The organism is Ferrovum sp. PN-J185, assembly GCF_001581925.1.
Taxonomy (GTDB): domain Bacteria; phylum Pseudomonadota; class Gammaproteobacteria; order Burkholderiales; family Ferrovaceae; genus PN-J185.
In genome coordinates, this window is record NZ_LQZA01000002.1 from 93,246 (window position 1) to 119,068 (window position 25,823).

A 25,823-nucleotide genomic window follows, 5' to 3' on the forward strand; every position below is an offset into this window, starting at 1 on the left:
TTCGGTGTGAGTGAGTTATTACTTGTCAAAGCGGCGATATTAGGAACAGTTGAAGGCTTAACTGAATTTTTACCTGTCTCATCAACGGGACACTTAATATTAGCAGGAAGCCTGCTTAATTTTAATGATGAAAAAGGCAAAGTCTTTGAAATCGTTATTCAGTTGGCAGCGATTCTTGCCGTGTGCTGGGAGTATCGCCGTAAAATCGGCCAAGTATTAGTAGGTCTGCCCCAGGATAAATCAGCGCAACGTTTTACCTTTAATTTGTTGTTGGCTTTTATGCCAGCTGCAATATTGGGTTTATTATTCGCTAAAAAAATCAAAGCCACTTTGTTTGCACCCTTACCCGTGGCGCTGGCTTTCATCATTGGCGCTGTTTTTATTCTGTGGATTGAAGCCAGAAAAGAAAAGCCTGTGATTCATTCAGTGGATGATATGAATTGGCAAACAGCACTCAAGATTGGTTTTTGTCAGTCACTAGCATTGATTCCAGGAACTTCACGCTCGGGAGCCACCATCATGGGGGCATTGTTTTTTGGTTTGTCTCGAGAAGCTGCCACAGAATTTTCTTTCTTTTTGGCGATCCCAACCTTATTTGCAGCAACCGTGTATGAAGTGGTGAAGTACCATCACTTATTTCATCGTGAGGATATTGCTTTATTTGCTGTAGGCAGTGTGTTTTCTTTTATTTTTGCCTTTATTACGGTGCGGGCATTATTGCGTTTTGTGAGCCAGCACCGTTTTACCTCATTTGCTTACTATCGGATTATATTTGGCCTATTAATTCTTGTTAGTGCCTATCAAGGATGGGTTGATTGGGCTAATGGTTAGATTTCAATCATCTCAAAATCTTCTTTTCTAGCGCCACATTCAGGACATACCCAGTTAACTGGTACGTCTTCCCAACGTGTTCCAGGGGCGAGCCCTTCCTCTGGATCACCCTGCTCTTCATCGTAGATGTAGCCACAAATTAAACATAAATAGGTCTTAAAAGGTGCTTCTGTATTCATACTTTTCCTAAAATTTGAGTTAAAATGAATTTTACTGAAAGTGTATTAATCCGCTTTACTTAGGATTAATACGCAAAACGAACATCATAAAACCGGACGCCTTTTAGAGCAACTGTATCATGACCACTCCACCACCAGCCGTACTTGTTTTTGCAGCCACCGACCCGAGCGGAGGAGCAGGACTACAAGCTGATATCATGACGCTATCGAGTATGGGCTGTCATCCCTTGTCTGTGGTAACGGCAGTCACCATTCAAGATACCACGGGTGTGGAAGATATTTTTCCACTCGATGCAGAATGGGTGGCCGATCAAGCCCGTTGTATTCTAGAGGATGTTCCTGTTTCCGTATTCAAACTAGGCGTATTAGGGAGTATTGAGAATATCGCAGCTATTGCTGAAATCGTCTCAGATTACCCAGAAATTCCATTGGTATTGGATCCTGTATTAGCCAGTGGCCGTGGAGATGAGTTGGCCTCTGAAGACATGATTGCAGCTCTCAAAGATTTAATTATCCCTCAATCTACGATCATCACGCCCAACACACTTGAAATACTGCGACTCACCTCCGATGACAATCAAGAGGAAGACAATCAAGATTTAACGCTGGCTGCCGAAGAGATTCTTGCTACAGGCTGTGAATATGTGTTGATTACGGGTACCCATCACCACACCACACAAGTGATTAATACGCTCTACGGCCGTGAAGGGGTTATTCGTGCTGATGGTTGGGAGCGCTTGTCAGGAAGTTATCATGGCTCAGGCTGTACATTGAGTTCTGCTATTGCAGCAGGACTTGCTCAAGGGTTAGATATTGCCGAGGCAGTGGCTGAGGCACAGGAGTACACCTGGCAAACACTCAAAGATGCTTTTCGCTTAGGGATGGGGCAACCCATTCCTGATCGACTGTTCTGGGCTAGAGAGGATCGACACGCGGGTGACACACATTAAGCACGCCACACCCTCTGGCCTTTATGCCATCACACCAGAGTCCTTTGGCTTCAATCAATTAATTGAATGGGCTGAATGTTTACTGGCACACCGTGTGCAATGGTTTCAGTATCGACGTAAACAACTATCCAAGCAACAGATGCTTGATGAAGCCCAGATTCTTAATCAACTGATTACTCACCATGATGGCCATTTAATCATTAATGACCATGTGGACTTAGCTACTGAAATCAATGCTCATGGTGTTCATTTAGGAGCGAGTGATCTCACTTTGACAGAATTACAAGAGCGCTTCCCCTCTCACAGATTGATGGTGGGCGCCTCATGCTACAACAGTCTTGAGTTAGCTGTTGAGGCTCAACACAAGGGTGCCGATTACGTGGCCTTTGGCAGTGTCTTTGCTTCACAAACTAAGCCCCAGGCCGTATTGGCACCACTTCATTTATTTAGTGAATCTCAAACTCTATTAACTATACCAACGGTTGCGATTGGTGGTATTAATCTTGACAATGCTAGTGTGATATTAAACACAGGAGTAACAGCCATTGCCGTGGTGCAGGCATTGAGCAACTTAACCACCTTAGAGAGCACAGTACAACAATTCCAACAACTTATTGAAGCAAGGAAGCAGCATGAACACGCCTAACGAACAACTTTTTAATCGTGCACAACTCGTCATTCCCGGTGGCGTTAACTCTCCTGTTCGCGCTTTTCGTAGCGTAGGAGGAACACCACGTTTTTTTAAAAAAGGAAAAGGGCCGCGCTTTTGGGACGCTGAGGGCCGTGAATATATTGATTTTGTTTGTTCCTGGGGTCCCCTATTACACGGCCATGCCCACCCAGATATTGTTAATGCAGTCTGCCGTGTGGCTCAAGATGGGATGAGTTTTGGCGCACCCACTGAGCTTGAGATAGATCTTGCCGAAAGAATTATTGGTCTTGTCCCCTCCATTGAAATGGTGCGCCTCACCAGTTCAGGAACTGAGGCTACCATGAGTGCCATACGTCTAGCGCGTGGCTTTACCGGACGCACTAACATCATCAAGTTTGATGGTTGTTACCATGGTCACGGTGATGCCTTATTAGTGAAAGCGGGTTCAGGAGCGCTGACCTTAGGGCAACCTGATTCAAAGGGTATTCCTGCTGATCTCGCCTCACATACCTTAGTGTTACCCTACAACGATGCCCATGCTTTAAAAGAATGTTTTCAGCGCTATGGCGAAGAGATCGCTGCAATTATCGTCGAACCCATAGCAGGCAATATGAACATGGTTCTGCCACAACGTGAGTTTTTACAGGCCTGTCGAGAATTAACCCAAGAATACGGGGCAGTATTAATTTTTGATGAAGTGATGACAGGCTTTCGGGTGGCACTAGGTGGCGCTCAATCCATTTATGGTATACAACCTGACCTCACCACCTTAGGCAAGGTAATTGGTGGCGGTATGCCTCTAGCAGCTTTCGGTGGTCGCCGCGATATTATGGAGCATCTGGCACCTCTGGGTCCGGTCTACCAAGCAGGTACTCTCTCTGGTAACCCGGTTGCCGTGACGGCAGGTTTAATTAATTTGGAGTTAGCGAGCGAGCCCGGTCTTTTTGAGCGCTTAGGTGATATGACACGGGCTGTGATGGATGGCATCACGGAAATTGGCACACGCTACGGCTTTGCACTCTCTTCCTGCTCTGTGGGTGGCATGTTTGGTCTACACTTTCAAAAAGAGTGTCCCGGTAACTTGGAACAGGTAATGAAAGCGGATATTGCCTTATTCAAACGCTTTTTCCATGGCATGTTAAAAGAAGGTATATACATGGCACCATCTGCCTATGAAGCAGGCTTTGTCTCCTCTGTGCATGGCACACAAGAACTCCATGAAACACTCGAAGCCGCTGAAAAAGTGTTTTGTGAGTTGGCAGGTTAAGGATAAGAAGCGTGAATTTTCAGCAAGCTAAATTTTTTATTACCGTTAACGAGTGGAAAGGCTTACCTCAAGACAACATCATCGAGGTAGCCTTTGCTGGTCGTTCCAACGCCGGGAAATCCAGTGCCATTAATTGTTTAACACAACAACGAAAACTAGCCTTTACCAGTAAAACTCCTGGAAGAACACAGCATATTAACTACTTTTCGCTGGGAGATGAGTGCTTTTTAGTGGATTTACCAGGATATGGTTATGCTGAGGTACCACTTTCAGTTAAATTACATTGGCAAAAGTTGTTATCCGATTATCTAACCTATCGTGAATCCTTACAGGCTTTAGTGGTTTTAATGGATATCCGTCATCCGTTGACTAATCTTGATCGACAATTATTAGAATGGTTTGAGCCTACCGGTAAACCCTTGCTCATTTTATTAACTAAAGCAGATAAATTGGGTCGAGGAGGACAAACCAAAGTCTTACATGAAGTGAAAAATGAATTAAAGTCATTAAAACTACCTTATCAAGTGGTACCTTTTTCTAGTCATACTAGGCAAGGTTTTGATGAGGTGACTGAAATACTTCATTCTTTCTTTAAAAAAGATAATCAAATTAAAGAGTTAGATGAGTAGTAGCAAAAAAAACCCCCCACAATTGGGAAGGGTGGGGGGTAAAGGCCTATATTAAAAAATAAGGCACCTGCATAGGGAGAGAGCAGGCGTTGGTAATTAACAGTAATTGACCAACCGATTGGTAGAGTCAAGAATGAATGATAAAGTTCAATCATTTTTAAAAATTAAAGGGATTTAGTATGCAAGTATTAGGACAATTTCCGCATCGACGCCCACGGCGTAACCGTTTTGATTCTTTTACACGTCGTCTTGTCCAGGAAAATACATTAACAAACAATGACTTAATCTATCCTGTGTTTGTTATAGAAGGAACCAATAAAGAGCAAGCTGTGGCGTCAATGCCAGGCATTCATAGACAAAGTATCGACAAGTTATGTCATACCGCTGAACACTGTTTAGAATTAGGTATCCCAGCACTGGCCTTATTTCCAGTGATCGAGAGCGATAAAAAATCTCTTGGCGCTGAAGAAGCCTGGAACCCAGAGGGCTTGCTCCCAAGAACGGTGAGAGCTCTCAAAGAGCGTTTCCCAGAATTAGGCTTAATTACTGACGTAGCACTTGATCCCTACACAAGCCACGGTCAGGATGGCATTATTAATGACAACGGCTATGTGTTGAATGAAGAAACACTTCACGCCCTTGCCAAACAAGCCTTGGTAGAGGCCCAGGCTGGCGCTGACGTAGTCGCTCCCTCTGACATGATGGATGGTCGGGTAGGCGTTATTCGCAAAGAATTAGATAGTGCCAACTATATTCATACCAGAATTATGGCCTATTCCGCCAAATACGCTTCCAGCTTTTACGGTCCATTTAGAGATGCGGTAGGCTCAGCTAAGCAATTGGGTAAAGGGAGTAAAGAAACCTATCAAATGGATCCTGCCAATAGCAATGAAGCCCTATGGGAAGTGGGACTTGATTTAGAGGAAGGGGCAGATATGGTCATGGTAAAACCAGGGCTACCTTATCTTGATATCGTTCATCGTGTCAAAGATACCTTTAAAGTCCCTACTTTTGCCTATCAAGTAAGTGGTGAGTACGCCATGTTACAAGGGGCAATCAACGCGGGATGGCTAGATAAAAAATGCATCCTAGAGTCACTTCTGTGCTTTAAACGAGCAGGAGCAGATGGAGTGCTGACCTATTTTGCTATTGAAGCAGCGCAGATGCTAAAATCATTGTAAATATGATTATAACGTTGACGGCGCGCAGCAAAAACCAATCGGTAGTATGCCGCTCATTAATTGTAGAAAACCACTTACATAATTATTTGAGTCAGTAAACTCAGTTACTTACTGATTGTGTCAAAAAAGAAAACGTTGGCCAGCCTTCGAATAAACGTCATTTTTGTCACGCTTGCCAACTGCAACCACCAGTACGGTAACAATGTGATCCTGAACTTCGTAAACAAGTCGATAACCAGAGCCTCTTAGCTTGATATTATAATGATCTTTACTGTCTCTAAGTTTAGATGCTGGCACTCTTGGTGACTCAAGGCGTTCTGCAAGTTTCTGTTTTAATTGAACTTGAATAGATTGATCAAGCTTTCTCCATTCCTTTAACGCTTGTTCATAAAAGTCTAATTTATAAGTCATCCATATTGACTCGTATTGTTTTTTGACCACGGCGAGCGTTAGCAATTGCATTCAGCTCGAGGTCTTCAAGATGTTCCATTAACTCTTCATAAGCCTTGGCAGGAATACAGTAAAAGACGGGCTCATTACGATTTAAGATAGCTACAGGAAACCCTTCACCAGCAGCAACTGTATCCATTGGGTTTTTCTTAAGCTCGGTAACACTAGCAGAAATAGTAGACAAAATGGTGTGTGCCATATTACCTCTTTCATATCACATTTTATAAAGATCTTTTAATAGTGCTTTTAAAAACACTCTACAATATACTAAATAAGGTTTATTAAGCCTTTTATTTATCAATAAGCTCTTTTAATTGATTAATACGCGCTCGCTCAAGAGCGCGTTTATCTGGGGCTTTTGGGCTAATGCGCTCGGCGTTCTCGGGTAGTAATAACAAGTTAATCACTACCCCTTCTTGATAAAAAGAATACTGCTCTGCCAAGAAGGTTCTATCTCCTAATTTCACCGACTTGGTTTCACTGGTGAAATCAATACCGAGATTAAGCAACACCATTTCAAATTCTTTTTGCTGATCTGAAAAAATATGAATATTAATATCAGAATGGGGCCCTGGATAACCATTTAATACGGAACCCACTAAGTAAGGATTAAACGCTAAAAAATCTTGCATCACAGCTAAGGCAATACGTCTTAAATATAAACGCCGTAGCGGCAACTCATCTTGCTGATAAAGACTCTGCCAACTTCTTAGCGCTTCCTCAATCTCACGATTATCAGGCAAATACTGTGGGTTGGTGATGCCTGCTTGACGCGCTGCTTTACGTTTAGCTTGAGCAAAATCAATGGATCCATCTTCGGCCAGAAGGCGTGCCGCAAGATAGGCTAGGTGCTCGCGCTGCTGACGCTTTCCTTGAGCCATCAATTACCTGTTATCTGTGTAAACATAATCCTTTACGGTACCCGCTGGATCTGGTTTACCTGTACTAGGATTAATCGGCACATAGGCGACTCCTGGAGGAATATTCTCTTCTGCTTCAGGAATATGATTGAGTGCAACGGCCATGTAGTCGATCCAAATAGGTAGTGCTGCATGCGCCCCAGTCTCTCCTGAACCTAAGGTTACTGGTTTATCAAAACCCACCCATGCCACCGCCACCAGAGATGGCTGAAAACCAGTGAACCATGCATCCACTAGATCATTGGTGGTCCCTGTTTTACCAGCAATGTCAGAGCGTCCTAATACTTGCGCTTTCACTGCCGTACCTTGACGGATCACCTCTTTCAACATACTTCTCATGATAAAGGCATTGCGTTCATCAATCACCTGTTCTGCCCCCTCCCCTGCCACCTGTGGGATGGTCTGACTGATGATTTTGCCTTGAGCATCCACAATATGATCGATATAAAATGGTTTTACTCTAAAACCACCGTTAGCAAATACAGCGTAAGCCGTTGCCATTTGTATGGGAGTAGCAAGCCCTGAACCCAAAGCCATACTTAAATAAGGGGGGTGACGATCAGGATCAAAACCAAAGCGGGTAATATACTGATGAGCATAACTCGGTGTAATTGCCTGTAATAATCGAATGGCCACCATATTTTTTGATTTAGCTAAGGCTAAACGTAATGGCATGGGTCCCAGATACTCATTCTCATAATTATGTGGCTGCCATGGTTGCCCACCATTTAAATTCGGATCATTAATAGATATTGGTAAATCATCCATGAGGGTTGCCGGCATGTAGCCTTTTTCTAAAGCCGCTGAATAAATAAAAGGCTTAAAACTTGACCCAGGTTGGCGATAGGCTTGTAGGGCATGATTGTATTTACTGTTATCAAAATCAAAACCACCTATTAAGGCACGAATAGCTCCGGTATGACTATCCAACGATACCAATGCCGCCTCTACTTTAGGATACTGCGAAATAACCCACGTGCCGTTATCCTCTTGCTCAAGGCGAATAATTGAACCACGTTTAATGCGAATATTTGGTTTGGCTTTATCACCTAATGCTGCTTGGACAAATTTAAGTTGTTCACCGCGCAATATCATGACACCGGCAGTTTTCACGTAGGCTCGCACCTCTTGTGCTGACGCATCGACTACCACCGCCGGATACAAGGCATTACTAATATCATAATCAGAGAGTGCATCCTCAAGATCGGCATCCGTGACAGCATGATCAGGAAGGTCAACACTGTCTTCGGGTCCACGGTAGCCATGGCGATGATCATAAGCCATTACCCCACGACGTACAGCAGCATACGCTGCATTTTGGTTAGATTTATAGAGTGTAGTAATGACTTTATAACCAAGACCATATACTCTCTCACCATAGGCTTTCACCATATATTGACGAACCATCTCAGCCACATAATCTGCTTTAACAGAATAAATGGAATGACTGTCAGCCACATGCCCAGGATGCTCCAGTGCATAATTGTATTCAGCCACATTAATATAATTTAATTCGCGCATACGTCTTAATACATATTGTTGCCTTAAGGCGGCGCGTTTTGGGTTAATCATCGGGTTATAACGGGATGGCGCCTTAGGTAGTCCTGCCAGCATGGCCATCTCAGCAACGGTCAACTGATCAAGAGGCTTCCCATAATAAGTAAAAGCTGCTGCCCCAAAGCCATAGGCACGTTGGCCTAAATAAATTTGATTAATATAGAGCTCTAAAATTTGATCTTTAGATAAATTACTTTCAATTTTGTAGGCCAATAGAATTTCAGATACTTTACGGGTGAGCGTACGCTCATTACTTAAAAAGAAATTTCTAGCCACTTGCATGGTAATGGTACTGGCTCCTTCTTTGGCACTGCCAGAGAAAATATCAGCCATAAAAGCTCTTAACACACCTTGATAATCTACCGCTCCATGTTGATAAAAACGATCATCTTCTGCAGCTAAAATAGCTTGGCGCATTCTTAAAGGAACCGTACGCAATTTCATGACGACGCGCTTTTCTTCACCAAATTCACCAATTAATTGATTGTCTGCAGTAAATACGCGTAAGGGAACCTTAGGTCGATAATCAGTCATGGCCTCAAGGGATGGCAGGCTTGGATAAATTAAAGCCATAGCAAGTACCACAAGAGCAGCGCCGGTGAGCCCTAATGCCACAAGAACGCCAAATGGCAAGAGCAATCTTTTGAAGATCATAATTCATCATCTCGTAAACGGTTACTCGCCATTATATGCGGTGCACGGGTACAATAACAGTATGAATACATTTCCAAATATTTTTTTAATTGGTTTGATGGGAGCAGGAAAAACAACCGTTGGTCGACAACTGGCTAAAAAACTGCACTTAGAATTTATTGATGCTGATCATGAATTAGAAGCTCGTACTGGGGTCTCCATTGCCACTATTTTTGAATTAGAGGGGGAGGCGGGTTTTCGTCTGCGCGAAGCGGAGCTCATCAAAGAACTGGTGGACAAGCCTGGTATCGTGCTAGCCACAGGAGGGGGTGCAGTATTAAATGCCGAGACTCGTCAACTACTTCATAATAAAGGCGTGACTCTATATTTACGAGCGCGCGTTGAGGATTTGTGGAAAAGAACCAAAAAAGATCGTCAGCGTCCCCTATTACAAAATACCGATCCTTTAAAAAAACTCCAACAGCTCTTTGGCGAACGTGATCCGTTATATCAAGAAACAGCTCATATTGAAGTGGATACTGTTAACCACAGTATTGATAAACTGATCACTTTTATTGAAACAACTATTACCAATTACTTAGCCCATCATGAAAACACTCAGCGTTGATTTATTTGGTCGAGCCTATCCTATTCATATTGGCTCAGGGTTACTATCAAATAGTTCTCTGATTACCCCACACATCACTGGCAAACAAGTGATGATTGTCACCAACGACACTGTGGCGCCTCTCTATCTTGCGACACTTCGCAATACGCTTAACGAGTCAGGTCTGACCGTAAAACAAGTGATTCTTCCTGATGGAGAAAGTTATAAGAACTTTGAGTCTTATCGCATAATATTAGACGCTCTTGTTGAAGCACGTTTTGAGCGACGTTCAACGTTGATTGCTCTGGGCGGTGGAGTCATCGGTGATTTAACAGGATTTGCTGCTGCCACTTTTTTGCGTGGTATTAACTTTATTCAAATACCCACCACCTTACTTGCTCAAGTTGACTCTTCTGTGGGTGGCAAAACTGGCATTAATCACCCCTTAGGTAAAAATTTAATCGGTGCTTTTCACCAACCGAGGGCAGTATTGGCAGACACAGATACCCTATCTACATTACCAGACAGAGAATACCGCGCAGGACTCTCTGAAGTGATTAAATATGGTTTTATTCGTGACATTGAGTTTATTACTTGGCTAGAAGAGCACAGCACATTCCTTAACGAGCGAGACCAAGCAACGCTCACAGAAGCCATTTATCGCTCTTGCCATAATAAAGCGGTAATTGTGGCAGAGGATGAATACGAAACAACAGGTCTCAGAGCGCTACTTAATTTTGGTCATACTTTCGGTCATGCGATTGAAACGGGAATGGGCTATGGGGCTTGGCTACACGGTGAAGCGGTGGCTGTGGGAATGTTAATTGCAAGTGAACTCTCACAACGTTTAGGCTTGATACCAAAAGACGATCTACAACGTATTATCAATTTATCGCGAGCATTACATTTACCTTACCAAGCGCCAGACCTTGGTGTTACTCGTTACTTAGACATCATGGCAGGAGATAAAAAAGTAGAAGCTGGAAAAATTCGTTATGTTCTTCTTGAAAAACTGGGTAAAGCAATGCTCTCGCAAGACGTTAATGAAAGTTTAATTAAAGAGGTATTATCACCAAACAGTGGACAGTTTATAGGCTCAGCCACTGAACAACCTATTTAGTTGAAAAGTACGACTTCATCATTAAATAATACAAAGTTTGTTTTGTTTAATCCAAATCCATTCATTACTCATTACCTCAGCTAAGGCAGCTGTGCTGCTTATAAAAATAAAATATTACCGCCTAAACATCATCATCAACTATTGATTGTTAAGGTAAGCTCAGAAGGGCGATCTTCTTGTACCGGTTTAGGTTGTCAGTTAGAGGAAATTATTTATGCGCCACAAAACTAAACCCTATTGTTCGTTGCTAACGGATATCTAGACTAGAAATGGGTTGCCCTAAAGCTGTTATGGCTGTATCATCCTATGCCCGGTATAAAAACTTAGTTAAATGCTAAGCTCCTGAAACTTTGTCCCGCAAGCTGGGACAAACAAGATGTCTGGGTAAAAATTTTTGCCTTTTTGGCCGTTTACAACAATTAGTACTTTATTGATTGGTAGAGGTTATTCGAGTGAACCATCCTTACATTCCATCTGAACAAGGTCTCTATGATCCGGTTAACGAGCACGATGCTTGTGGTGTGGGTTTTGTTGCCCATATTAAAGGGGTCAAGAGTCACAGTATTGTTCAACAGGGCTTACAAATTCTTGAACATTTAACGCACCGCGGCGCAACAGGTGCAGACCCGTTAGCTGGGGATGGTGCAGGGATTCTCATTCAATTACCGGATGCTTTTTTACGTAAAGTAACAACTCCATTAAATATTACCCTGCCTGAAGTGGGCCACTATGCCGTAGGCATGGTATTTCTCCCGCAAGATACAACAAAGCGCGAGCAGTGTGAAAATATCTTAGCTGAATGCTTGAAAGAAGCAGGGCAACGCGTACTTGGCTGGCGTAGCGTACCAACTGACAATAACGGTTTAGGCGAGAGCGTCAAAGTTGTTGAGCCTGTCATAAAACAAATTTTTATTGCACAGGGTGATAACTGCGCAGATCAAAATGCGTTTGAACGTAAATTGTTCGTTGCAAGAAAGCGCAGTGAACATAAAGTCATTGCCTTAGGCATAGATCGTAAAGAGTTTTATGTTCCCTCATTGTCATCACGTACCATGATTTATAAAGGGATGTTATTAGCTGACCAAGTAGGTACTTACTATCTTGATTTAAAAGACCCAGAAATGGTGTCTGCTTTAGCGCTAGTTCATCAACGGTTCTCAACCAATACCTTCCCAACCTGGGATTTAGCTCATCCATTCAGAATGATTGCGCACAATGGTGAGATCAATACCTTAAGAGGTAACGTCAACTGGATGGCTGCGCGCCGTGCAGCGATGGAGTCGGTGTTATTAGGAGAAGATCTTAAAAGTATCTGGCCTCTCATTGATGAGGGTCAATCTGACTCAGCGAGCTTTGACAATGCCCTCGAATTGTTAGTGGCAGGTGGTTACCCACTTACCCAAGCCATGACTTTATTGATTCCAGAAGCCTGGGCCGGTAACCCGTTAATGGATGAAGAGCGTCGTGCCTATTACGAATATCATGCAGCGCTGATGGAGCCATGGGATGGCCCTGCCGCTGTAGCCTTTACTGACGGTCGCCAAATTGGTGCCACCCTAGATCGTAATGGTCTACGTCCTGCCCGTTATTTGCAAACCAGTGATGATTTGGTGTTAATGGCATCAGAGATGGGGGTATTACCCATAGCGCAAGAAAAAATCATCAAAAAGTGGCGCCTTCAACCTGGCAAAATGCTTCTTATCGATATGGAGCAGGGTCGTATCATTAGTGATGCTGAGCTCAAAAAAGAGTTGGCTAGTGCCCACCCTTATCGTGAATGGCTATTAAAAACCCAGACTCGTCTGGAAGAACTTCCTGCACCCAAGGAAGTAGTAACGGAAGACACCGCCACCTTACTTGATCGTCAGCAAGCCTTTGGCATGACGCAAGAGGAATTAAAGTTCTTGATGGTACCGATGGCCACCACCGGTCAAGAGGCTGTGGGGTCAATGGGTGATGACACACCTTTGGCTGTACTATCAAATCGCCCCAAATCCTTATACCAGTACTTTAGACAATTATTTGCTCAGGTAACCAACCCACCAATTGATCCAATTCGTGAAGAATTAGTCATGTCATTGGTGTCTTTTATTGGCCCTAGACCAAACTTATTAGGTCTGCATAGTAACGAGCCTCAACCAAGATTAGAGGTATCACAACCTATTTTATCTGTCGAGGATATCAATAAGTTAAGACATATTGATCAGTACACCAACAATCAATTTAAGGCGCATGTTCTGTCCATTAACTTCCCTGTTGCCAATGGTACCAAAGGCATGGAAGGGGCCGTCAACCAATTGTGTATGGATGCCGAAGAGGCCGTTAAACAAGGGTTTAATGTATTAATCCTGTCTGATCGTGGAGTTGATAAAAACCATATTGCTATTCCAGGTTTATTGGCAACCGCAGCGGTTCACCATCATTTGGTTAAACAAGGATTAAGAACCAATACTGGACTAGTGATCGAAACAGGATCAGCCCGTGAAGTTCATCATTTTGCCTTATTAGCCGGTTATGGCGCAGAAGCCATTCACCCCTATTTGGCATTTGAAACCATCAGTAATATGGGTGATTTATTACCCCAAGATGTAGATGCTAAAGAAGCGCACAAGCGTTTCATTAAAGCTGTGTCAAAAGGCTTATTAAAAGTGACTTCAAAAATGGGTATTTCCACCTATCAATCTTATATGGGTGCGCAAATTTTTGAAGCAGTTGGATTAAATAGTGGTTTTGTGGAACGTTATTTCTCTGGTACGGCTACTAAAATTCAAGGTATTGGCCTAGAGGAAGTGGCTGAGGAAGTATTTAAACTACATCAGCAAGCTTATTCCAATTCACCTTTATATGCTAACGCCCTTGATACCGGCGGTGAGTATGCTTATCGCATCCGTGGTGAAGCTCATATGTGGACACCGGAGAGTATTTCCAAACTACAACTTGCAACTAAAACTGGTAGTTACAATACTTATCGTGAGTATGCCAAAGCCATCAATGATCAATCTGAGAAATTGATGACACTGCGTGGACTCTTTGAAATCAAATCCACAGCACAACCGATCCCTCTCTCTGAAGTGGAGAGTGCGCAATCCATCGTTAAGCGTTTTGCAACGGGTGCTATGTCGTTAGGTTCCATTTCTCATGAAGCACACAGCACACTGGCTATTGCCATGAACCGTATTGGTGGAAAATCTAACACCGGTGAAGGTGGTGAAGATCCTGTGCGCTTTAAGCCTATGGCTAATGGTGATTCAATGCGTTCAGCCATTAAACAAGTGGCTTCAGGTCGTTTTGGTGTGACTGCAGAGTACTTGGTTAATGCAGATGATATTCAAATTAAAATGGCTCAAGGTGCTAAACCGGGTGAAGGCGGTCAATTACCAGGACACAAAGTCAGTAAATACATTGGTAAACTGCGCCATTCGGTGCCTGGTGTTGGACTGATTTCTCCTCCACCACACCATGATATTTACTCCATTGAGGATTTGGCTCAATTAATTCACGACTTAAAGAACGTTAATCCGCAAGCTCGGATCAGTGTAAAACTGGTCTCCGAAGTGGGTGTAGGAACTGTGGCCGCTGGTGTATCAAAAGCCCACGCAGATCACGTGACCATTTCAGGTCATGATGGTGGGACTGGTGCATCGCCCTTGTCTTCAATTAAATATGCAGGCTCTCCTTGGGAGTTAGGTCTTGCTGAAACACAACAAACGCTGGTACTTAACAAATTACGCGGACGTATTTGTGTGCAGGCAGACGGCCAAATGAAAACAGGTCGTGATGTGGTGGTCGCAGCACTGTTGGGCGCTGACGAATTTGGTTTTGCTACCGCACCTCTCGTGGTAGAGGGTTGTATCATGATGAGAAAATGTCATTTGAATACCTGCCCAGTCGGTGTGGCAACACAGGATCCTGAATTAATTAAGAAATTTACAGGTCAACCTGAGCATGTGATTAATTACTTCTTCTTTGTCGCCGAAGAAGTACGTGAATACATGGCCCAAATGGGATTCAAAACTTTCAATGAAATGGTAGGGCGTGTTGATATGCTCGACATGAAAAAAGGCATTGAACATTGGAAAGCCAAAGGACTCGATTTCTCAAGAATCTTCCATCAGCCTGATATGCCTAAAGAAGTGGCTCGTTCATGGAAAGAAAGACAAGATCATGGTCTTGAACAAGCACTTGACCATCAACTGATTGTTGAAGCACAACCAGCTCTTGAGCAACAACAACCCGTCACTATCAATACTGAAGTACGTAATTTAAATCGTACAGTGGGTGCTATGCTCTCAGGTGAAGTGGCTAAACGCTATGGTCATCAAGGTTTAGCTGATGATACTATTGTTGTCAAAGCGCATGGTACTGCAGGACAAAGTTTTGGTGCCTTCTTGGCCAAAGGGGTAACCTTTGAGCTGGTTGGTGAGGCCAATGACTATGTCGGTAAAGGACTATGTGGTGGTCGTATTGTGATTTATCCTGATCCTGTTTGTCCGATTAAACCCGAAGAAAATATTATTGTCGGTAACACCGTACTCTATGGTGCCATTTCTGGAGAATGTTACTTCCGCGGTGTGGCGGGAGAGCGTTTTGCTGTGAGAAATTCTGGTGCTACCGCTGTGGTTGAGGGAGTGGGCGATCATGGTTGCGAATACATGACAGGTGGTACTGTGGTGGTGTTAGGTGAGGCAGGTCGCAACTTCGCAGCCGGTATGAGCGGAGGGGTGGCCTACGTTCTCGATGAGGCAGGAGATTTTGAGAAACGCTGTAATCTCGCCATGGTTGAACTGGAGCCTATTCCTGAAGAAGACAATGCTTTGGAAGAAAGCCGTGGGAACTTAGATAGCCATGGTCGCGTAAAAGTTAACCATCTTGGTAAATCTGATAGCGAGTTACTGAAGAGTCTTATTGAAAAACATGCTCACTATACTAACAGTGAACGTGCCAAGACAATTCTTGCTAACTGGAATCACTATTTGCCACGTTTTGTTAAAGTTATGCCAATGGAATATCGTCGTGCATTAATTGAATTGGCACGTGAACAACATCAAGAAGATAATAAGGTGATACAACATGGGTAAGATTACTGGCTTTATGGAGGTTGCAAGACAAGATCTCACCTCCCTTCCCCCTGAAGAGCGCGTTAAAACCTATTCAGAGTTTACTATTCCGCTTTCTCTTGAGTCTGTGAGTACACAGGGCTCACGTTGCATGGATTGCGGTATTCCTTTCTGTCAAACAGGTTGTCCTGTTAACAATATTATTCCAGATTGGAATGATTTGGTTTATAAAGGGCAATGGCAAAGTGCACTGGAAACGCTGCACTCAACCAATAACTTTCCTGAATTCACCGGCCGTATTTGTCCTGCCCCCTGTGAGGCTGCCTGTGTATTAAATATCAATAGTGATGCTGTAACCATTAAAAATATTGAACACACTATTATTGATCATGGTTGGGAACAAGGCTGGGTTAAACCACAAATTGCCGCACAAAAAACTGGTAAAAAAGTGGCCGTTGTAGGCTCAGGTCCTTCAGGACTTGCTGCGGCTCAACAGCTTGCGCGCGCTGGGCATGAGGTGACTGTATTTGAAAAGAATGACCGTATCGGTGGTTTACTTCGCTATGGTATCCCTGATTTTAAAATGGAAAAACATCTCATTGATCGCCGTATGGAACAAATGAGAGCAGAAGGAGTAAGCTTTAAAACCAACGTTCATGTTGGTGTTAACTTAAGCACTGATGAATTGTTAAAGGATTTTGATGCTGTGCTACTTACCGGTGGCTCTGAACATCCTCGAGATCTTCCTGTACCGGGACGTGACTTGGAGGGTGTTCACTTTGCCATGTCTTTTTTACCACAGCAAAACAAACGCAATGCCGGTGATAGCGTTAACAACAATATCCTTGCCACAGGTAAACATGTGGTGGTGATCGGTGGTGGTGATACAGGTTCTGACTGTGTGGGTACATCCATTCGTCAAGGAGCTGCCTCAGTTACGCAATTTGAATTGATGCCACGACCACCTGAAAAAGAAAACAAACCACTGGTATGGCCTAACTATCCCATGAAAATGAGAACCTCCAGTTCACAAGAGGAAGGTTGTCAACGTGATTGGAGTGTGGCTACTAAAGCATTTCTAGGTAGTAATGGTAAAGTTGAAAAACTTCTCGCCGTGCGTCTTGATTGGCAAAAGAACGATCAAGGACAAATGGTCATGAAAGAAGTGCCTGGTTCAGAATTTGAGGTTAAAGCTGATCTGGTGTTACTTGCTATGGGTTACCTGCACCCGGTGCACGAGGGGATGCTTAAAGATCTGAATATTGGTCTTGATAACCGTGGCAATATTGCTGCCAATACCGACAACTATAAAACCAGTTTGGACAAGGTCTTTGCTGCGGGAGATATGCGTCGTGGACAATCTTTGGTAGTATGGGCTATCCGTGAGGGTCGTCAGGCAGCGCGCGCCATTGATGAATATCTAATGGGCTCATCGACTCTGCCACGCTAAGGGACACCATGCTACAAAATGATACTTTTTTAAGAGCTCTTCTGCGTCAACCGACGGATTACACGCCCTTATGGATCATGCGTCAGGCTGGACGTTATTTGCCTGAATACAACGCCACACGAGCACGAGCAGGAAGCTTTCTTGATTTATGTAAGAACCCTGATCTTGCCACTGAGGTGACCCTTCAGCCCTTAGCGCGCTTTCCCCTTGATGCGGCTATATTATTTTCAGATATCTTAACAATCCCTGATGCCATGGGATTGGGTTTATATTTTGCTGAAGGTGAAGGACCAAAACTAGAAAGACCGCTACGTGATGAGTGGGAAATTAGAAACCTCAGCGCTCCTGATCCTGACACCCATTTAAATTATGTGATGAGTGCGGTAAGTCAAATTCGTCGCTCTCTAGCAGGAACTGTTCCTTTGATTGGTTTCTCCGGTAGCCCTTTTACCCTTGCCTGCTACATGGTGGAAGGCGGCGGCTCAGAAGACTTCCGGCATATTAAAGGTATGCTCTATCGTCGCCCTGATCTACTCCATCAAATTCTTGAAGTGACCACACAATCTGTGATCCTTTATTTGAATGCACAAATCGCAGCAGGCGCGCAAGCGGTAATGGTATTTGATACGTGGGGTGGTACACTTTCTACTCCTGCTTATGAAGAGTTTTCTTTACACTACCTTCGTCGTATTGCAGCGGAATTAACGAAACATGCCGATGGCCGACGCGTACCTAGTATTGTCTTCACCAAAGGTGGTGGATTATGGCTTGAGCGCATCGCTCAAGCAGGGTTTGATGCGGTGGGATTGGATTGGACGATTGAACTGTCTGAAGCCAAAAGACGCATTGGTGATCAAGTGGCACTACAAGGCAATATGGATCCTTCAGTATTGTTTGGCTCACCTCAAGCAATTGAAAATGAAGTGGATAGAATCCTCACCTCTTTTGGTGCAAGTCCTGGTCATGTGTTCAATTTAGGGCATGGGATTTCTCGATTTACCCCTCCTGAACATGTGGCGATATTGGTTGATGCGGTTCATAACGTAAGTAGACGCCTACGTACAAACAATTAGGAATTTAACTTTTTTGTTTGTGTTATGCACAATAAGATAGCAGTGTTAATATTTCTTTAAAAATCAAAAAGCTATCCAAGAAGAAAATATAACCAATTGATTTTTAAAACTATTTTTTTATTTAAAAAAGCCTTGACGAATTAAAAAAGTACAAAACTTTAGATCTAGCAAGGCTTTTATTAAGATATTCACAAAGTTATCCACAGGCAGCCAATATTCTCTTAAGCCATGATTTTCATTGAAGTTGCCCTTGATCTACCCCTCAATACACTGTTTGATTATCAGTGTGATGAGGCAACGCCTGATGATATTGGCCGACGCGTTAAAGTCCCTTTTGGTCGCGATGAAAAAGTAGGGGTGATCCTTAATGTTAAAGATCACAGTACGCTTCCCTTAGATAAAATTAAAAAAGCCACAACACTCTGGCGTGATGTTCCTCCTCTGTCAGAGGAGATACTGCGTTTGCTACATTTTACCAGTCACTACTATCAGCATCCCCTGGGGCCTGTTGTATTACACGCCCTACCCCCTGCTTTAAAAAAAACCAACGACTGGCAAGCGCCCAAAAAAAGAAGTAAAGCCATTAACGTTGCAGTAACTAGTGCGCCACAACTGAATCTAGAGCAGCGTCATGCTTGTGATGAAATTAATCAGCATGATGATGAGTTTCGTATCTGGTTATTGCAAGGGATTACTGGTAGCGGTAAAACTGAAGTGTATTTAGAGCTGGTTAAGCAAACCCTAGGACGAGGAAAACAAGTTCTGATACTGGTTCCTGAAATTAATCTGACGCCATTAATTGAACAGCGTTTTCAAGCACGTTTTCCTGCAACGGGAATGGTCAGTTTACATAGTGGCGTTGGCGAAAAAGAACGTGCTCAACGCTGGATTGATGTGGCCTCAGGAAAAATTCAAATTGTGTTAGGTACACGCCTTGCTATTTTTGCACCACTTGACCATCTTGGCCTCATCATTATTGATGAAGAACATGACAGCTCCTATAAACAAGCTGAAGGGATGCGCTATCATGCTAGAGACTTGGCCATTATGCGCGGACAATACAATGCTATTCCTGTGGTGTTGGGGTCTGCTACTCCTTCATTAGAGAGTTGGTGGAATGCCAAACAAGGTCGATACCAACTTATTAAACTGACTGAACGCGCTCACCAGGGTGCCACACTCCCTGACATTCAGTTAATAAAAGCCAATCTCAAACATGACTCACCCACACTCAGTCTTGAGATCATTCATGCTATTGAAGAACGACTGACAAAAGGACAGCAATCTTTAATATTTATTAATCGACGTGGCTTTGCTCCAGTATTAATGTGTAATCAGTGCCAGTGGCTTGCCACCTGCCCTGATTGTCAAACACGACTCGTGGTCCATCGCCGACAACAGCGACTGCGCTGCCACCATTGTAATTACCAACGCCCCATTGATCACCACTGTCGTCAATGTCATAGCGAAGACCTGACGACTTTAGGTGAGGGCACACAAAAAATAGAAGAAAGCCTTCAAGAATTGTGGCCCAAGGCACGAATTTTACGTATTGACAGCGATAGCCTGCAGAGCAAAAGTTGGGCTACACAAATCCAAGATATTCACGCCGGTGAGGTAGATATTTTAGTTGGCACACAAATTCTAATTAAGGGCCACGACTTTCCAAAGCTCACTCTAGTTGCTGCTATTAATGTGGATAGCGCTTTATACAGCAGTGATTTTAGAGCAAGTGAGCGCTTATTTACACAACTATTGCAAGCAGCCGGAAGAGCAGGTCGAGGTAGTGACAAAGGGCAAGTATTAATTGAAACAGCTTTCCCCCAACATCCTTTATTCGAGGCGTTGATTGACCATGATTATCAGCGTTTTGCCGATAACGAGCTTGAAGAAAGACGCTTATTTGGTTTTCCGCCCTTTTGCTATCAAGCGCTATTAAGAGGTTCGGCAACGGAATTGTCACCCCTACAACAGTTTATGCGCGAGGCCAGAGAGGCGCTAAAGAGACTATCTTATGAAGATATCACCCTCTTTGATGTGGTGGCCCCTACTCTCCACAAAATTGGTAATAAATACCGCTTACAATTACTGCTTCAATGTCATTCACGACCACTCTTACAACAGGCCTTATCTCAATGGAGTGATTATTTGTTTAGCTATGCCCCTCATTCTATCAATTGGGTTATTGACGTCGATCCGATTGATTGTTGAGGCTTTCGATTACCCTTTATAATGTACTATTCACTCACAGTTTTCTAAGTTATGAACAACGCACATCTATCACTGTTAACGGAACTCAATCAATTATTTCATCAGGCCATTGGTCGTATTGCTGATGTAGATGCCACCTCGATGTCTCTTGAAAGACCAAAACAAAGCAATCACGGAGACTACGCCCATAATGGTGCCTTACAGCTGGCTAAGCTAGTTAAGTTACCTCCACGCGAGGTGGCGCAAAAGCTGATTGACGCACTTCCTGATAACGCGCTTATTGAACGCTGTGATATCGCAGGCCCTGGCTTTATTAATGTTTTTGTTAAAGCAAGCGCCAAACAACGCGTTGTTCATCAAGTACACCACAAGGGATCAGCGTGGGGGAACACGAATTTTGGACATCAACGCTCGTTATTGATTGAATTTGTGTCAAGTAACCCAACAGGGCCACTCCATGTAGGTCATGGACGCGGTGCCTCCTATGGTGACTCGGTAGCCAATATCCTTAACAAAGCAGGCTTTAAGGTTAGTAAAGAATACTACGTCAATGACGCCGGTCGCCAGATGGATATTTTAACCGTATCTACGTGGCTGCGTTATCTTGCTTTGTTCGGTTCCACCATCGCTTTTCCAAGCAATGGTTATCAGGGTGAATATGTGACGGATATGGCAAAATTGATACAATCACAGTGGTCAAACCAGCTCTATCACGCCGATGAGTTTGTTCTTCTTAACCTGAATCCACCTACTCATACAGAGGATGATGAAGCCATTGAGCGCTATATGGATACGCTCATTGCGCGTGCAAAATTCTTATTAAAAGACCACTATCATCAACTACATGAGCAAGTCTTATCGTTACAGTTATCTGACTGTAAAGAGGATTTAAATGAGTTTGGTGTTAGCTTTGATATGTGGTTTTCTGAACAGTCTTTATATACCTCTGGGGCAGTGAAAAAAGTCGTTGATCAACTTAATGCTCAAGGCTATCTCTATCAGCAAGATGGTGCGCTGTGGTTTAAATCCACACAATTTGGCGATGAAAAAGACCGCGTAGTGCAACGAGAAAACGGTATCTATACTTACTTTGCTTCTGATATTGCCTATCATGCCAATAAATTTGAACGTGGCTTTGACTTACTCGTGGATGTCTGGGGTGCTGATCACCATGGTTATATCCCACGGGTTAAAGCAGCACTCAAAGCACTGGGATTTAATACTGAGCGCTTAATTATTCCTCTCGTTCAATTTGTTAGTCTTTATCGTGGTGGAGAAAAAGTACAGATGTCCACCAGAAAAGCTCAATTTGTTACCTTGCGAGAATTACGAGAGGAAGTGGGCAATGACCCTGCCCGCTTGTTTTATGTGTTACGTAAATCAGACCAACATCTGGATTTTGATTTGGATTTGGCTAAATCCCATAGTAACGACAACCCTGTGTACTATATTCAATATGCCCACGCAAGAATTCATAGCGTGTTACACAAATGGGGGCAAGATCTAAATACTCTAGTTGACTGCGATTTAACTCCTCTTACGCTGGAGCATGAATTTAAGCTCATGCAACTATTAGAGGATTATCCAGATACCATTAATGCCGCAGCCCGTGATTATGCACCCCATACTCTAGCCTTTTATCTAAAAGAAGTGGCTGCTGAATTACATAGTTACTACAATTCACAACAATTTTTAGTGGATGATGTTACTCTTTGTCGTGCACGTTTATCACTCATATTAGCTGTCGCCACAGTCTTAAATGATGGGCTACAATTATTAGGAGTAAGTGCTCCTTTAACTATGTAGGATGACTGTTGAATGAACAGACCGGATATGAGATCACGCACACCCCCACGCAGTCACACGCCTGAGAGTGGTGGGATGAAGCTTTTTAAAGGTGTCTTAATTGGCCTTGTGTTGGGGGTGGCACTTTCTGCTGGTACCGCCGTTTACGTCACTCATATGCCTAATCCCTTTGTTAAAAAAGTGGACTCAGTGGATAGCAGTTCTGACAAACCCATTAATGAAATGCCTGATGTATCAAAGCATGGCATTATGAATCCCACCACGGTTGAGGGTAGTAACGGAACAGTGGGGGCACTCATCACGCCCAGTATGCCGCAACCTGTCGTTAACACGCCTCAACCTGTCAGCCCACCAGCTGTTACTAACAATGATGCAGCCAATAATCAGGTTGTGGTGCCAGGTGGCGTAACTACCCCGCAAGCCACAGTTGATAACAATCAAAGTGCTCCTCAAACGGCCACAGAGAATTCTGCCAAAAGCAGTCAACCTGCCAGCAAAACCTCTTTATTTGTACAAACGGGAGCATTTAAACAAGCCCGTGAAGCTGAAGATCAACGTGCTAACCTAGCGCTCATTGGCGTTGACGCTAATGTCATTGCACCCAATGGTGGCCAAGAGAAACTATATCGTGTGCGGATTGGTCCACTATCCAATATGGATGAAGCACATACTCTAATCAGTACCCTTAAGAGTAATGGTTTTAGCCATACTGCAGTTGTAAAAGAAAAACACGACTAATTATTAATGAGGTGATGGTCTTGAAAACACTCCTAAACTCTATTGTTGTAGCCTTTGGTGTTATGGCTATTGTTACCACAGCCAATGCTGGTGCCCCCGTTAATGGTAAAGATTATGTGGTGATTGACTCACCAATACCTAAGGACAATAGCCAAGTGGTAGAGGTAGATGAAGTATTCTCCTACGCCTGTCCCCACTGCGCTCATTTTGCTCCGACCATTGAAGCATGGGCTAAAAAACTACCTAAAAATGTGGTATTTAAACGTATCCCTGTGAGTTTTGGGCGTAGCCAATGGGCAGTCACTGCAAAAACGTATTATGCAATCAATGCACTGCATCTTGTGCCCCAGTTACATGAAAAAATCTTTCATGCAATTCATGAAGAAAATGTCAATTTATTCTCTGAAGACGTATTATTTGATTGGATTGAGAAGCAAGGTGTCAATCGCCAGCAATTTATTAATGCTTATCGCTCATTTAGTGTACAAAGTGAACTTCAACGAGGTGATCAATTAGCGATGGCTTATGGTGTTGATGCTGTTCCCACACTGATCATTGATAACAAATATCGTACTTCTCCTAGTATGGCAGGGGGATATACACAACTTATTCCAGTACTCAACGCTCTAGTTGAAAGCAGTTTAAAGAATAACCACCACTAATTTTTTTTGGGGTTTGGACGACGCCAACGGGGGATAGAAACTTGCTTGGAGCGTGATAGAGTCAGCTCTCCCGGCGGCGTTGAAGTGACAATAGTGGATCCCGCACCTATGGTACTGCCTTGAGCAATGGTGACAGGCGCCACAAGCTGGGAATCTGAACCAATAAATACATCATCTTCTATTACTGTTTGATGCTTATTCACCCCATCATAGTTACAAGTGATAGTACCTGCACCAATATTCACTCTGGCCCCCACTGTACTGTCACCAAGATAAGCTAAATGATTGGCTTTTGATGAATGACCCAAGGTGGTTTTTTTTGTTTCTACAAAGTTACCAATGTGTACACACTCTTCAGTGTGTGTACCTGGCCTTAATCGTGCATAGGGACCAATGCGGTTATTGGCACCAATTGCTGCACCATCAATATGGCTAAAGGCAAGTACTTGTGAGTTTTTAGCTATGCTACAGTCTTTTAACACGCAATAAGGACCGACTCGCACTCCATCTTGAAGGATTACTGTTCCTTCAAAAATACAGCCCACATCGATATAAACATCACGCCCGCACTGTAGGCTGCCGCGCACATCAAAACGATGAGGGTCACTAATTGCCACCCCCTCTTTTTGTAGAGTGAGAGCCACATGCGCTTGATAATGTCTTTCAAGCTCAGCCAATTGCTGTTGACTATTTACCCCAAGCGCTTCCCAAGCGTACTCAGGGTGACAGGTTTGAATTGTATAGCCGCTTTGCTGAGCGAGTTCCACCACGTCGGTTAAATAATATTCACCTTGAGCATTATTGGTGGTTAAGGCTGTCAGCCAACCTTCGAGTTGTGAACGAGGTAGCGCCATAATACCTGTGTTGATTTCTTTAATTGTTAACTCACTGGCTGAGGCATCCTTATGTTCACGAATACCTATCACTCGATTGTTGGCATCTCTTAAAATTCTGCCATAGCCCTGAGGATCATCAACGATTTGCGTTAATAATGAGAGGTGTTGACCATCACATAAATTAACTAAGGTTTGTAAGGTATTTAATTGTAGTAAAGGTACATCACCATATACCACGAGTACAGTATGGCACTCATGAGGAATATGTTTAAGCGCTAGGGTTAATGCATGCCCTGTTCCAAGCTGGGGCTGCTGCAGCACTGTTTCCACTTGATCGTGTTGTAAATGAGATTGTAGTAACTCAGCTTGATGACCAATGACCACTAAACGCTGCATGGCATGTAGCTCATCTGCCCGATCGAGGACATGATTTAACAACGGTTTACCGGCTAAAGGATGAAGTACTTTAGGAAGTTGGCTCTTCATTCTGGTACCAAGACCTGCTGCCAGAATAACCACACTTAAAGATTGTGGGGAATGTGGTGGGATCGGTTTTTCGAGACTCACCCACCACTCCGATTAACGAAGAGTTTTACGTAGTTTTTGAATGGCTGCTAATTGTGCAACAGCAGTAGCTAATTCAGCAGAAGCTTTGGCATAGTCAAGTGAAGCAGATTTTTCAACTAACGACTCTTCAGCAAGACGCTTGGCTTCTAAAGCTTTGGCTTCATCAAGATCGTGACCACGAATGGCCGTATCAGCTAACACAGTCACCACATCAGGTTGGACTTCTAAAATACCACCTGACACAAAAACCAACTCTTCATCATCCCGTCCAGCCACACGGATACGCACCGACCCTGGTCGGATACGGGTAATCAGAGGAGTATGGCGTGGATAAATACCAAGCTCCCCCATTTCTCCTGGAAGTACAATAAACTCAGCTTCCCCCGAGAAGATAAGCTCCTCGGCACTGACCACATCCACGTGGATTAATTGGGTCATGCTGTTACT

Annotated in this window: 22 protein-coding genes; 15 read left to right on the top strand and 7 right to left on the bottom strand. The window is 43.6% G+C overall.

Going from position 1 to position 25,823, the window contains the following annotated elements:
* The first annotated feature begins 6 nt into the window (after window positions 1–6).
* The gene (locus tag FV185_RS05150) at window positions 7–831 is read left to right on the top strand and encodes an undecaprenyl-diphosphate phosphatase (RefSeq protein WP_067494530.1); all 825 of its coding nucleotides are present in this window, start codon (window positions 7–9) and stop codon (window positions 829–831) included.
* Here FV185_RS05150 and FV185_RS05155 read toward each other — a convergent pair.
* On the bottom strand, window positions 828–1,010 hold the full coding sequence (locus FV185_RS05155) for a rubredoxin (protein ID WP_067494534.1): 183 nt from the start codon (window positions 1,008–1,010) through the stop codon (window positions 828–830). The two genes, FV185_RS05150 and FV185_RS05155, sit on opposite strands and share 4 nt — an antisense overlap.
* 119 nt (window positions 1,011–1,129) lie before the next feature.
* Here FV185_RS05155 and thiD point away from each other — a divergent pair, with 119 nt between their 5' ends.
* The 5 genes from thiD (at window position 1,130) to hemB (ending at window position 5,689) form a co-directional block, all read left to right on the top strand.
* Window positions 1,130–1,960, top strand: a complete 831-nt coding sequence (gene thiD / locus FV185_RS05160) for a bifunctional hydroxymethylpyrimidine kinase/phosphomethylpyrimidine kinase (RefSeq protein WP_067494538.1) — start codon at window positions 1,130–1,132, stop codon at window positions 1,958–1,960.
* Complete coding sequence (thiE, locus tag FV185_RS05165; RefSeq protein ID WP_067494541.1) at window positions 1,947–2,606, top strand: thiamine phosphate synthase; 660 nt, start codon at window positions 1,947–1,949, stop codon at window positions 2,604–2,606. Before thiD ends, thiE begins: the two co-directional genes overlap by 14 nt.
* Window positions 2,593–3,879 (top strand): glutamate-1-semialdehyde 2,1-aminomutase, encoded by a 1,287-nt coding sequence (gene hemL / locus FV185_RS05170; RefSeq protein ID WP_067494544.1) that lies wholly within the window; start codon window positions 2,593–2,595, stop codon window positions 3,877–3,879. The genes thiE and hemL overlap by 14 nt, the downstream gene beginning before the upstream one ends.
* Window positions 3,880–3,890: 11 nt before the next feature.
* Complete coding sequence (yihA, locus tag FV185_RS05175) at window positions 3,891–4,508, top strand: ribosome biogenesis GTP-binding protein YihA/YsxC (RefSeq protein ID WP_067494546.1); 618 nt, start codon at window positions 3,891–3,893, stop codon at window positions 4,506–4,508.
* A gap of 179 nt (window positions 4,509–4,687) precedes the next feature.
* Window positions 4,688–5,689 (top strand): porphobilinogen synthase, encoded by a 1,002-nt coding sequence (hemB, locus tag FV185_RS05180; RefSeq protein ID WP_067494550.1) that lies wholly within the window; start codon window positions 4,688–4,690, stop codon window positions 5,687–5,689.
* Between the two features lie 120 nt (window positions 5,690–5,809).
* Here hemB and FV185_RS05185 read toward each other — a convergent pair whose 3' ends face one another.
* The 4 genes from FV185_RS05185 to FV185_RS05200 all read right to left on the bottom strand — a co-directional run bounded on the left by FV185_RS05185 (window position 5,810) and on the right by FV185_RS05200 (window position 9,270).
* The gene (locus FV185_RS05185) at window positions 5,810–6,100 is read right to left on the bottom strand and encodes a type II toxin-antitoxin system RelE family toxin (protein ID WP_067494553.1); all 291 of its coding nucleotides are present in this window, start codon (window positions 6,098–6,100) and stop codon (window positions 5,810–5,812) included.
* Window positions 6,090–6,338 (bottom strand): type II toxin-antitoxin system Phd/YefM family antitoxin, encoded by a 249-nt coding sequence (locus tag FV185_RS05190; RefSeq protein ID WP_067494556.1) that lies wholly within the window; start codon window positions 6,336–6,338, stop codon window positions 6,090–6,092. Before FV185_RS05190 ends, FV185_RS05185 begins: the two co-directional genes overlap by 11 nt.
* Window positions 6,339–6,429: 91 nt before the next feature.
* Window positions 6,430–7,020, bottom strand: coding sequence for a hypothetical protein (locus tag FV185_RS05195; RefSeq protein WP_067494559.1), 591 nt, complete (start codon window positions 7,018–7,020; stop codon window positions 6,430–6,432).
* Window positions 7,021–7,023: 3 nt separating this feature from the next.
* The gene (locus FV185_RS05200; protein WP_067494562.1) at window positions 7,024–9,270 is read right to left on the bottom strand and encodes a penicillin-binding protein 1A; all 2,247 of its coding nucleotides are present in this window, start codon (window positions 9,268–9,270) and stop codon (window positions 7,024–7,026) included.
* Window positions 9,271–9,331: 61 nt separating this feature from the next.
* Here FV185_RS05200 and FV185_RS05205 point away from each other — a divergent pair, with 61 nt between their 5' ends.
* The 9 genes from FV185_RS05205 to FV185_RS05245 all read left to right on the top strand — a co-directional run bounded on the left by FV185_RS05205 (window position 9,332) and on the right by FV185_RS05245 (window position 23,973).
* A complete protein-coding gene (locus FV185_RS05205) occupies window positions 9,332–9,877 on the top strand; it encodes a shikimate kinase (protein WP_067494565.1) in 546 nt (181 codons plus the stop codon).
* Window positions 9,858–10,976 (top strand): 3-dehydroquinate synthase, encoded by a 1,119-nt coding sequence (aroB, locus tag FV185_RS05210; RefSeq protein WP_067494568.1) that lies wholly within the window; start codon window positions 9,858–9,860, stop codon window positions 10,974–10,976. The genes FV185_RS05205 and aroB overlap by 20 nt, the downstream gene beginning before the upstream one ends.
* Before the next feature lie 452 nt (window positions 10,977–11,428).
* Window positions 11,429–16,054: a glutamate synthase large subunit gene (gene gltB / locus FV185_RS05215; RefSeq protein ID WP_067494572.1), complete on the top strand. Its 4,626-nt coding sequence runs from the start codon at window positions 11,429–11,431 to the stop codon at window positions 16,052–16,054.
* Complete coding sequence (locus tag FV185_RS05220) at window positions 16,047–17,483, top strand: glutamate synthase subunit beta (protein ID WP_067494575.1); 1,437 nt, start codon at window positions 16,047–16,049, stop codon at window positions 17,481–17,483. Before gltB ends, FV185_RS05220 begins: the two co-directional genes overlap by 8 nt.
* Before the next feature lie 8 nt (window positions 17,484–17,491).
* Entirely contained in the window at window positions 17,492–18,556 is a 1,065-nt protein-coding gene (gene hemE / locus FV185_RS05225; RefSeq protein ID WP_067494577.1) for a uroporphyrinogen decarboxylase, read from the top strand.
* Between the two features lie 228 nt (window positions 18,557–18,784).
* Window positions 18,785–20,767, top strand: a complete 1,983-nt coding sequence (gene priA / locus FV185_RS05230; protein WP_067494580.1) for a replication restart helicase PriA — start codon at window positions 18,785–18,787, stop codon at window positions 20,765–20,767.
* 51 nt (window positions 20,768–20,818) lie between these two features.
* On the top strand, window positions 20,819–22,573 hold the full coding sequence (argS, locus tag FV185_RS05235) for an arginine--tRNA ligase (protein ID WP_067494583.1): 1,755 nt from the start codon (window positions 20,819–20,821) through the stop codon (window positions 22,571–22,573).
* A gap of 27 nt (window positions 22,574–22,600) precedes the next feature.
* Window positions 22,601–23,311 carry an SPOR domain-containing protein gene (locus FV185_RS05240; RefSeq protein WP_197457785.1) on the top strand — a complete coding sequence of 237 codons (711 nt, stop codon included), beginning with the start codon at window positions 22,601–22,603 and terminating at the stop codon, window positions 23,309–23,311.
* Window positions 23,312–23,331: 20 nt separating this feature from the next.
* Window positions 23,332–23,973, top strand: a complete 642-nt coding sequence (locus FV185_RS05245; protein WP_067494591.1) for a thiol:disulfide interchange protein DsbA/DsbL — start codon at window positions 23,332–23,334, stop codon at window positions 23,971–23,973.
* On the opposite strand, the gene glmU is transcribed toward FV185_RS05245, so the two are convergent.
* Both glmU and FV185_RS05255 read right to left on the bottom strand, forming a co-directional pair.
* Window positions 23,970–25,376: a bifunctional UDP-N-acetylglucosamine diphosphorylase/glucosamine-1-phosphate N-acetyltransferase GlmU gene (gene glmU, locus FV185_RS05250; RefSeq protein WP_231862154.1), complete on the bottom strand. Its 1,407-nt coding sequence runs from the start codon at window positions 25,374–25,376 to the stop codon at window positions 23,970–23,972. The genes FV185_RS05245 and glmU overlap by 4 nt on opposite strands.
* 12 nt (window positions 25,377–25,388) lie before the next feature.
* Window positions 25,389–25,814 carry a F0F1 ATP synthase subunit epsilon gene (locus FV185_RS05255; protein ID WP_067494594.1) on the bottom strand — a complete coding sequence of 142 codons (426 nt, stop codon included), beginning with the start codon at window positions 25,812–25,814 and terminating at the stop codon, window positions 25,389–25,391.
* Window positions 25,815–25,823 lie beyond the last annotated feature (9 nt).

What these genes read in the sequence shown, in the direction of transcription:
- thiD (WP_067494538.1), top strand. Translation starts at nt 1,130, where the DNA reads ATGACCACTCCACCACCAGCCGTACTTGTTTTTGCAGCCACCGACCCG.
- aroB (WP_067494568.1), top strand. Translation starts at nt 9,858, where the DNA reads ATGAAAACACTCAGCGTTGATTTATTTGGTCGAGCCTATCCTATTCAT.
- argS (WP_067494583.1), top strand. Translation starts at nt 20,819, where the DNA reads ATGAACAACGCACATCTATCACTGTTAACGGAACTCAATCAATTATTT.
- FV185_RS05220 (WP_067494575.1), top strand. Translation starts at nt 16,047, where the DNA reads ATGGGTAAGATTACTGGCTTTATGGAGGTTGCAAGACAAGATCTCACC.
- FV185_RS05255 (WP_067494594.1), bottom strand. Translation starts at nt 25,814, where the DNA reads ATGACCCAATTAATCCACGTGGATGTGGTCAGTGCCGAGGAGCTTATC.
- hemE (WP_067494577.1), top strand. Translation starts at nt 17,492, where the DNA reads ATGCTACAAAATGATACTTTTTTAAGAGCTCTTCTGCGTCAACCGACG.
- hemB (WP_067494550.1), top strand. Translation starts at nt 4,688, where the DNA reads ATGCAAGTATTAGGACAATTTCCGCATCGACGCCCACGGCGTAACCGT.
- FV185_RS05205 (WP_067494565.1), top strand. Translation starts at nt 9,332, where the DNA reads ATGAATACATTTCCAAATATTTTTTTAATTGGTTTGATGGGAGCAGGA.
- FV185_RS05200 (WP_067494562.1), bottom strand. Translation starts at nt 9,270, where the DNA reads ATGATCTTCAAAAGATTGCTCTTGCCATTTGGCGTTCTTGTGGCATTA.
- FV185_RS05155 (WP_067494534.1), bottom strand. Translation starts at nt 1,010, where the DNA reads ATGAATACAGAAGCACCTTTTAAGACCTATTTATGTTTAATTTGTGGC.
- priA (WP_067494580.1), top strand. Translation starts at nt 18,785, where the DNA reads ATGATTTTCATTGAAGTTGCCCTTGATCTACCCCTCAATACACTGTTT.
- FV185_RS05195 (WP_067494559.1), bottom strand. Translation starts at nt 7,020, where the DNA reads ATGGCTCAAGGAAAGCGTCAGCAGCGCGAGCACCTAGCCTATCTTGCG.
- FV185_RS05190 (WP_067494556.1), bottom strand. Translation starts at nt 6,338, where the DNA reads ATGGCACACACCATTTTGTCTACTATTTCTGCTAGTGTTACCGAGCTT.
- FV185_RS05185 (WP_067494553.1), bottom strand. Translation starts at nt 6,100, where the DNA reads ATGACTTATAAATTAGACTTTTATGAACAAGCGTTAAAGGAATGGAGA.
- FV185_RS05240 (WP_197457785.1), top strand. Translation starts at nt 22,601, where the DNA reads ATGAGATCACGCACACCCCCACGCAGTCACACGCCTGAGAGTGGTGGG.
- hemL (WP_067494544.1), top strand. Translation starts at nt 2,593, where the DNA reads ATGAACACGCCTAACGAACAACTTTTTAATCGTGCACAACTCGTCATT.